A 7,405-nucleotide genomic window follows, 5' to 3' on the forward strand; every position below is an offset into this window, starting at 1 on the left:
ACAAAAGGGGGGCTCGCTCGGTGTTGGCGGGGCCCCCACCCCCCACCTAGGTGCGGCGGGTGGCGGGGGTTCCAGGGATGCAACCAGCGATCCGCCGCATACTTGGTGGACTCACATCACGGATTTCTCCTCGCCACGATCGATGGGCGGGTGAGCCACAAGGATTTTTTTACAGCAAAGGAGGCGCCCGGTGGCAAGTCAGGACTGGGTCGATAAGGATTTCTACGCCATTCTTGGCGTCTCCAAGGACGCCAGCGACGCGGACATCAAGAAGGCCTATCGGAAGATGGCGCGCAAGTACCACCCGGACACCAACTCCGGCGACGCCGAGTCCGAGCGCAGGTTCAAGGACATCACCGAGGCCCATTCGGTGCTTTCGGACCCCGAGGACCGCCAGCAGTACGATGCCATCCGCGCCATGGGCTCGGGGGCGCGTTTCAGCGCCGGCGGCCACGGCGGAGCACCGGGGAACGGAGGCTTCGAGGATGTCTTCTCCAATCTCTTCAACTCTGGCGGTGGGGGCGGCCGTCGCGGCAGCAGCAGCAGCAGCCAGGTGCCGCCGGATTTTGCCGACCTCTTTGGTGGCGGCGGATTCGGCGGTTTTGGCCAACAGACGCCGCGCAAGGGCGCCGACCGAACCGCCAGCACCACGATCTCCTTTGCCGGTTCCATGAAGGGAACCACCATCGGCCTGCGCGAGGCCAACGGCGAGGTCATCGACGTGCGGATTCCAGCCGGGATCAAGGACGGGCAATCGGTCCGGGTCCGCGGCAAGGGTTCGGCCGGTGCCGCCGGCTCCGGGGACCTGATCGTCAAGGTCACCGTCAAGCCGCACCCGGTTTTCATCCGCGAGGACAACAACATCCGGATCCATGTGCCGGTGACCTTCGACGAGGCGGCCCTCGGCGGGCAGATCGAGGTTCCCACGTTGACCGGTGAGACCGTCAAGATGAAGGTCCCGGCCGGCTCAGCAACGGGCCGCACCCTGCGACTGAAGGAACGCGGCGTGCATACCTCAAAGGCCACGGGCGACCTGCTGGTCACCCTGGACGTGGTGGTTCCGCAGAACCTCTCCAAGGAAGCCAAGGCGGCAGTCGAGGCCTTCGCCGAGGCAACCAAGGCAGACAACCCGCGCGAGGCACTGCTCTCGCGCGCAACACTCTAAATACCGTGACGCCCCGTGCCGCCCACCAGCGACGCGGGGCGCTTCGACTTACCAAGAAATTGGTTACGGTGGATGAAAAGGATTGAAAGGCAGGGATCATGGGCAGCGACCGGCTAAGGCCGATCTTCGTCATTTCAGTGGCAGCCGATCTGGCCGACATGCACCCCCAGACGCTGCGCCAATACGACCGCCTGGGACTGGTTTCGCCTTCGCGCCAAGGCGGAAAGCAACGCAGGTACTCCGAACACGATGTGGAATTGCTGCGGGAAATCCAGCGGCTTTCCAAGGACGGGGTGTCCCTGGAGGGCATCAAGCGCATCATGGCACTGGAGAACCAGGTCGCCGCACTGCGTTTCCGGGTCGGCGAACTGAGCAACGAGGTCTTCGCCCTGCGCAGCGCCCATCAGGCCGCCGGACTCGGACGGGTCTTTGCCGCCGGCAGCACCGGCGACGTGGTGTCGCTGGCCCGGGGCCAACGACCACGCGGCCGCAGCCAGGCCATGGTGGTGTGGAAGCCGCGGGGCAAGTAGCCGCCGTGAACGGGCCGCAAGGATGCGTCCATGACCGTCGGTGAGGGCTATGCCCGGCTCTCCGCCGAGGCATACGACAGGTTCGAGGCCCTGTGCGCGATTCGCGGCAGGCTGGGCAAGGCCCATCGCCAGGGCCTGGACGGCACCGCGCATGCGCTGCGCCCCGGCTCCATGGATCCTGCCATTCCCGCCCGCCATTTGCTGTACCTTGACCTTTCCGTCCGGGAACCGCTGGCGGCCGTCGCAGTCGGCGACCTGGACACCGCCACCCACGTCACCTTCCAGCTCTCGGGGACCGGGATCCGGGCCCGCAACGCCTTGTGGGGCAGCGTGCGTGAGGCCGGGCAGCTGTACCTGGAACAACAAAGGGTCGGCGTGTCCGCGCCTGCGGTGGTGGCTTGGCTGGGGTATCGAACCCCGAACCTTGCCGGCGCCCTGCTCAACAGTGCCGCGCGGCGCGGCATGCACCGGTTGGAGGACGACTTGGCAACGTTCGCCCGCCTGCGGCCGGACAAACCGCACCTGGCCGTGGAGGCACACTCCTATGCGGCGAGCCTTGCAGCACAGGTGCTTGACGCTGAATCAGGGTTTCGGCTGCGGGCGCAGGCGCTGGCCATGATCGGTTCGGCCGGGATTCCGCGGCACTTCTCCCGGGAGCCGGGCAGGCTCAACGTGCCACCGCAGAACATCTACGAGGCCATCGCCGAGGGGGATTGCCTGGCGTGGCTCGGACGAACGCTCTCGGGCCGCAAACTGCTCTCCGGCCACGATTTCAATGTCGGCGCAAAGCCGGAGCTGGGACTGCATGCGGCCACGGGCCACAACACCTCCCAATTCCGGGACGACAATCCGTCCTCGGCGAGGGGCTATCGAGACCCCGGGACGCTTTCGCTGCGCAACCTTGCGCTGATCACCACCGGACAACTGCCCCTGCCTTAAGCACGGAGGGCGGCGCCGGGCCCAAGCCCGAAACCGCCCCGCCAGCCGTTGACTCTTCTACTGGGCCTTGCGGTAGGCCAAGTCAAAGATCAGGCGACCTGCCTTCAGCGCCTTGCCCTCGAAGCTGGTCAGGGTGCGGCCCTCGAAGCGCGGGGCCCAGCCGCCACGTTCGTCGATGAAGTCCGGGTCCTTGTCCTCGTTTTCCAGGCCAAGGCGGCGGACCTTGGTGAGGTTGCTGTTCTCGCCGGACAGCTCGCCCGGGTGCAGGTTGGTGAATGCCGGTGCCGCGTCGAAGACCTCGCGCATTTGCTCGGCGTAGTTGGACCAGTCGGTGGCCAGCCGGATGGTTCCACCGGGCTCCAGAACGCGTTCAAGCTTGGGCAGGAAGGTGTCCTTGATGAGCCGGCGCTTGTGGTGGCGGATCTTGTGCCACGGGTCGGAGAAAAAGATCCAGATCTCGGAGGCGGAGCCTGCCGGGAGCATGGAGTCGAGGGCTTCGGGGGCATTGGCCTGTACCGCCCGCACGTTCGTCAGTTCGTTGTTTTCCACGCGCACCATCAGGGCTGCCAGCCCCGGTCGGTAGACCTCCACCGCGAGGAAATCCGTCTCGCGGTTCTGGCTTGCGGCAAAGGCCATGGCCTCGCCCAGCCCCGATCCGATCTCAACAATCAGTGGTGCCTTGCGGCCGTAGAGCGCCTCAGGGTCGAAGTCGTAGCCTTCACCCACCGAGGTGTCGGTACGGTCCCGCGGAGGATCGATGATGTACTTGCTGGCCGTGCGTTCCCAGGCATCGGCGCGACGACCGTGCAAGCGGCTGCCGCGGCGGACAAACGACACGGGTTCGGATTGGTAAAAGCTGAGGTCGTCGACGGCGCGGCCGCTGATCGGCATCTTGCGCTCTGGGGGAAGGCTCATGGAGTTAAGGTTAGCGAACTTCAGCGTCCTGCTTTCCCGGTCTTCCTGTTGTCCGGCTTCGCCGGCTGCGGCCCGCGGGCATAGGATTCCCCTGCCTCGAGCCCCGCGGAACCCATGAGTTCGGTGACGGTGACAAAGGTGTAGCCCTTGGCCTGCAGGCCGGAGAGAATCCTCGGGACGGCGGCGACGGTGCTCGAGTGGATGTCGTGCAACAGGACGATCGACCCCGGTCTGGTCTGTTTAATCGCGGAGTCAACCACCTTCTCGGCGTTGCGGTGCTTCCAGTCCAAGGTGTCGACGTCCCACAGGATGACCGGGGTGCTTGAGAGCCTGTCGCTGATGGAATTGTGCGCACCAAAGGGAGGACGCAACAATCCCGCCGGTTGGTTGACAGCCTGGGAGATCACGTCATTGGTGCGGTCAATCTCACTTCTGATTTCGGCCGAGGACAACGACGTAAACGAGCGGTGGTTCCAGGTGTGGTTCCCGATCTCGTGCCCCTCGGAGACCATGCGCTGCAGTATTTCCGGGCGGAGCTTGGCGTTTGGGCCGGTGACAAAGAACGTGGAGGGCGCTTTCCCGTCCCGCAGGGAGTCAAGTAGTTTCCCGGTCTTGGGGCCCGGTCCGTCGTCAAAGGTCAGGGCAACACATTTTTCCGTCTTGCAGTCGATGCTGCGCGGTGAAGGCGGATTGCCCGGCTCTTGGGCCAGGGGCAGGCCCGTGCCCGGGGCGAGGGAGTCCTGCAAGAGGCCCAGTTGGATCCGCGGACTTGGGGACGTCGATGCGGTGCGGGCCAATGTACCGAAGTCCGAGAGCAGCGCGGAGACCTGTTCGGCCGAAACCGTCACGATGAGGGGCCCGACGGATCCTGTGCCAAGGCTGTTGTCATCGAATTCAACCAACGCATTGCCGAGCCGGTCAAAGTTCACCGAATCCAGCCATGAGTCTTCCAAGTCCATGAGGCTTCCGTTGAAGACCCTCGGGTCGATGGTTGCGGCCTGGACGACGAACTCCTTGAAGTCCGCCCAGTCGTCGTCGCTGCCAAACAAATCCCTGGTTCCCATGGCCCGCGGACTGCCTTGTTCAGACCACTGGGTCAGGTATCTTGTCGCGCCGCCGGCGCCGGAAGACTCGTAGGTGTTCACCCTGATGCCCAACACCTGGGTGGAAACAGCGGTGAGATCGCTGCGCACATTCAGTTCCGCCGCGGGGAAGGTTCCCGTGGATACGTCAGGCACGTTCGTGGCCTTGAACGCATCGACTACTTCCTTCACCAGCTCTCGCTGTGCCCGGGTTGCCTCCGGGACGGAGGGGACCTCGAAATGCCTGGTGAAGATGCGTCGGTGTTCGTCGGATTGGGCCACGGCCTCCACATCCGGAACAAGCAGCAGCGGCAACGAGTCGGTGTTCTGGCGGTCCGTGGCGGAGGGAACAGCGTCGGTGTCGTGGGAGAAGGCCAATGGGGACTTGGGCGATCCGGGTGTCGGTGCGCAACCTGTCAGGAAAACGGTGCAGAGGATTCCGGAGATGAGCAGTGAAGATTTTCGACCAAACGCAGACGGCATCCAACAATCTTGCCCGTTTGGGGCGCGCCAATCGAATCCTCGGGGACTTCTGGCCGAATCGTTAGAAAGCGTTACCAAGTATCTGGGGGATCATTCAGGGTGATACCCCATGGCGCGGTATTGGTTCGTAGGAGAAACTTGAGTCATGCGAAACACTCTCTCCGTGGTCCTGAACGTCATCTGGCTAGTATTCGGCGGGATCTGGCTGGCTGCAGGTTACGTCTTGGCCGGCATCATTTGCTGCCTGCTCATTGTCACGATCCCCTTTGGCATTGCTTCCTTCCGCATCGCCCTCTACGCGCTGTGGCCCTTCGGCCGCACCGTGGTGGACCGCGGTCGAGTAGGTGCTTTTTCAACCATTGGAAATGTCATCTGGGTCCTGGTGGCCGGCATCTGGATCGCCATTGGCCATGTCCTGACCGCGATCCCGATGTTCGTGAGCATCGTCGGCATTCCGCTGGGCATCGCGAACCTGAAAATGATCCCGATATCCCTTATGCCGCTGGGCAAGGAAATCGTTCCGAGCACCCACTACATCCCGATGTCCCGGTAGGCCTTCCGCCGCCCTGATCGCACACCTACGCGGCCGGCCGTTCCGAGGTCCACGGCCTTGGTGCGGCCGGCTAGGGGGGCGACCCCGAGCGCAGGCCGACGAACTTTCGCCACTGATTTCGCTGTTGCCCCTTGTATCTTGGCCGGGCGATTTCTAGTCTTGGGTGTCGGAAGCAGTGCCAAGCACCGAGGGGACGAGTCCAACTCATGAAAGACCTGATCAACTGCCTGTGGTTTGACGGACAGGGGCTGGAAGCTGCCCGGTACTACACCGAGATCTTTCCGAATTCCCGGATCGTCTCGCACCTCGACCTGGACACGCACGGGAATCCGGCGAGCGAGCCAATGACTGTGGAGTTCCATCTCAATGGACGCCCCTTCGTTGCCCTGAACGGCGGACCGCTCTTCAAATTCAACGAGGCCATTTCCTTCCAGATCATGTGCGATGACCAGGCCGAGGTCGACCACTACTGGGACAAGCTGACCGCCGGCGGCGAGGAAAGCCAATGCGGTTGGCTCAAGGATCGCTTCGGGGTGTCCTGGCAGGTTGTCCCGGTTCGCATGGTTGAGCTGCTCAGCGATCCGGACCCGGAGGTCGCGCGCCGGGTGACCGAGGCATTCATGCCCATGAGGAAACTGGATATCGCAGTCCTTGAGGCAGCGGCCCGGGGATAGCTGCCTGGGCATCGTGCAAGTGGCGTGCACGGCCGTGGGGTGTCAACCCAATTGCGCAGGGATGCGTGGCTTTGGTCGTGGGCGTTGTTGCCCTTCTCCCGTGACATTGTCGGCGTCCGGCCATAGCGGAGGCGCAGTTGCCTAACGCGTGCCGACGGCCATCCCGATGCCCGACGGCATCTTCGGAACTCCCCTAGGCGTCGCCCATCCGGCCGACCCCGGGGGTTCGTTGCTGCCGCTTTTGTGGCGAGCGTGCCGAGCCGGGCGCGGCCTTCCGGGGATCAACTCGGACCTTGACAAAAAGTGGTGGGGAACTGGAGACGGGTGGCCGTTACGTTGGTAGTGTAAGCACCAGTCGGGGGGGACTAATCCACCTGCACCGCAACCAAAAGGGGGAATAATGACCCAGCTCGATCCAGCCTACGCGGGGACGTGGCGATTCGATCCAGGGCACACTCGCATCGGCTTCAACGCCCGCCACGCAATGGTGACGAAGGTGCGGGGCGCCTTCAACGAGGTGGAGGGGACCATCCACGTCGATGTGGAGGATGTCGGCAAGAGCAGCATCGAGATGTCCGTCAAGGTCGCCAGCGTCGACACGCGAAATGCCGACCGCGACGAGCACCTGCGGACCAACGACTTCTTCGATGCCCCGAAATACCCCACCATTGTCTTCCGCTCGACGCGGATCGACCAGGTGGACGAGAACAGCTTCATCGTCAACGGCGAACTGACCATCAAGGACACCACCCGCGAGATTGCTGTCCCCATGGAATTCACCGGCGTCGAGACCGATCCGTTCGGCAACCTGCGCGCGGGCTTCGAGGGCAGTCGCCGCATCGACCGCCGCGAGTACGGAGTCAGCTGGAACAAGGCGCTCGATTCCGGGGGCGTTCTGGTGTCCGAACGGGTGCTGCTCGAGTTCGAGATCTCAGCCATCAAGGAGGCCTAGTCCGGGGCCGTCCCGGCCCTTGACCCACGTCGTGCCGTCTGTGCATGCCGAAGCGGGCGCGGCCCCCCAGGGGGGGGCGCGCCCGGGGGGGTGTTTTTTGTAATTATTTTTT

8 protein-coding genes are annotated in these 7,405 nt (G+C 63.9%); 6 read left to right on the plus strand and 2 right to left on the minus strand.

The features are described 5' to 3' along the window. Positions 1–190: 190 nt before the first annotated feature. From ACLQ7E_RS19105 to ACLQ7E_RS19115, 3 genes are all read left to right on the plus strand, one after another. Entirely contained in the window at positions 191–1,165 is a 975-nt protein-coding gene (locus tag ACLQ7E_RS19105) for a DnaJ C-terminal domain-containing protein (protein ID WP_411734163.1), read from the plus strand. Positions 1,166–1,263: 98 nt separating this feature from the next. Further along, on the plus strand, positions 1,264–1,695 hold the full coding sequence (locus ACLQ7E_RS19110) for a heat shock protein transcriptional repressor HspR (protein ID WP_411734164.1): 432 nt from the start codon (positions 1,264–1,266) through the stop codon (positions 1,693–1,695). 30 nt (positions 1,696–1,725) lie between these two features. Further along, complete coding sequence (locus ACLQ7E_RS19115; RefSeq protein WP_411734165.1) at positions 1,726–2,634, plus strand: alpha/beta hydrolase; 909 nt, start codon at positions 1,726–1,728, stop codon at positions 2,632–2,634. A 57-nt stretch (positions 2,635–2,691) separates the two neighbouring features. On the opposite strand, the gene trmB is transcribed toward ACLQ7E_RS19115, so the two are convergent. Together trmB and ACLQ7E_RS19125 are read right to left on the minus strand one after the other, a co-directional pair. Further along, a complete protein-coding gene (gene trmB / locus ACLQ7E_RS19120) occupies positions 2,692–3,549 on the minus strand; it encodes a tRNA (guanosine(46)-N7)-methyltransferase TrmB (protein WP_411734166.1) in 858 nt (285 codons plus the stop codon). Positions 3,550–3,569: 20 nt separating this feature from the next. Further along, positions 3,570–5,114 carry a polysaccharide deacetylase family protein gene (locus ACLQ7E_RS19125; protein ID WP_411734167.1) on the minus strand — a complete coding sequence of 515 codons (1,545 nt, stop codon included), beginning with the start codon at positions 5,112–5,114 and terminating at the stop codon, positions 3,570–3,572. A gap of 145 nt (positions 5,115–5,259) precedes the next feature. Between ACLQ7E_RS19125 and ACLQ7E_RS19130 the strand changes: the two genes are divergently transcribed. From ACLQ7E_RS19130 to ACLQ7E_RS19140, 3 genes are all read left to right on the plus strand, one after another. Next, entirely contained in the window at positions 5,260–5,667 is a 408-nt protein-coding gene (locus tag ACLQ7E_RS19130; protein ID WP_411734168.1) for a YccF domain-containing protein, read from the plus strand. A gap of 206 nt (positions 5,668–5,873) precedes the next feature. Continuing rightward, on the plus strand, positions 5,874–6,341 hold the full coding sequence (locus tag ACLQ7E_RS19135) for a VOC family protein (RefSeq protein WP_411734169.1): 468 nt from the start codon (positions 5,874–5,876) through the stop codon (positions 6,339–6,341). Between the two features lie 400 nt (positions 6,342–6,741). Next, positions 6,742–7,293 carry a YceI family protein gene (locus ACLQ7E_RS19140; protein WP_411734170.1) on the plus strand — a complete coding sequence of 184 codons (552 nt, stop codon included), beginning with the start codon at positions 6,742–6,744 and terminating at the stop codon, positions 7,291–7,293. Positions 7,294–7,405 lie beyond the last annotated feature (112 nt).

Source organism: Paeniglutamicibacter sp. (assembly GCF_046714615.1).
Classification (GTDB): domain Bacteria; phylum Actinomycetota; class Actinomycetes; order Actinomycetales; family Micrococcaceae; genus Paeniglutamicibacter.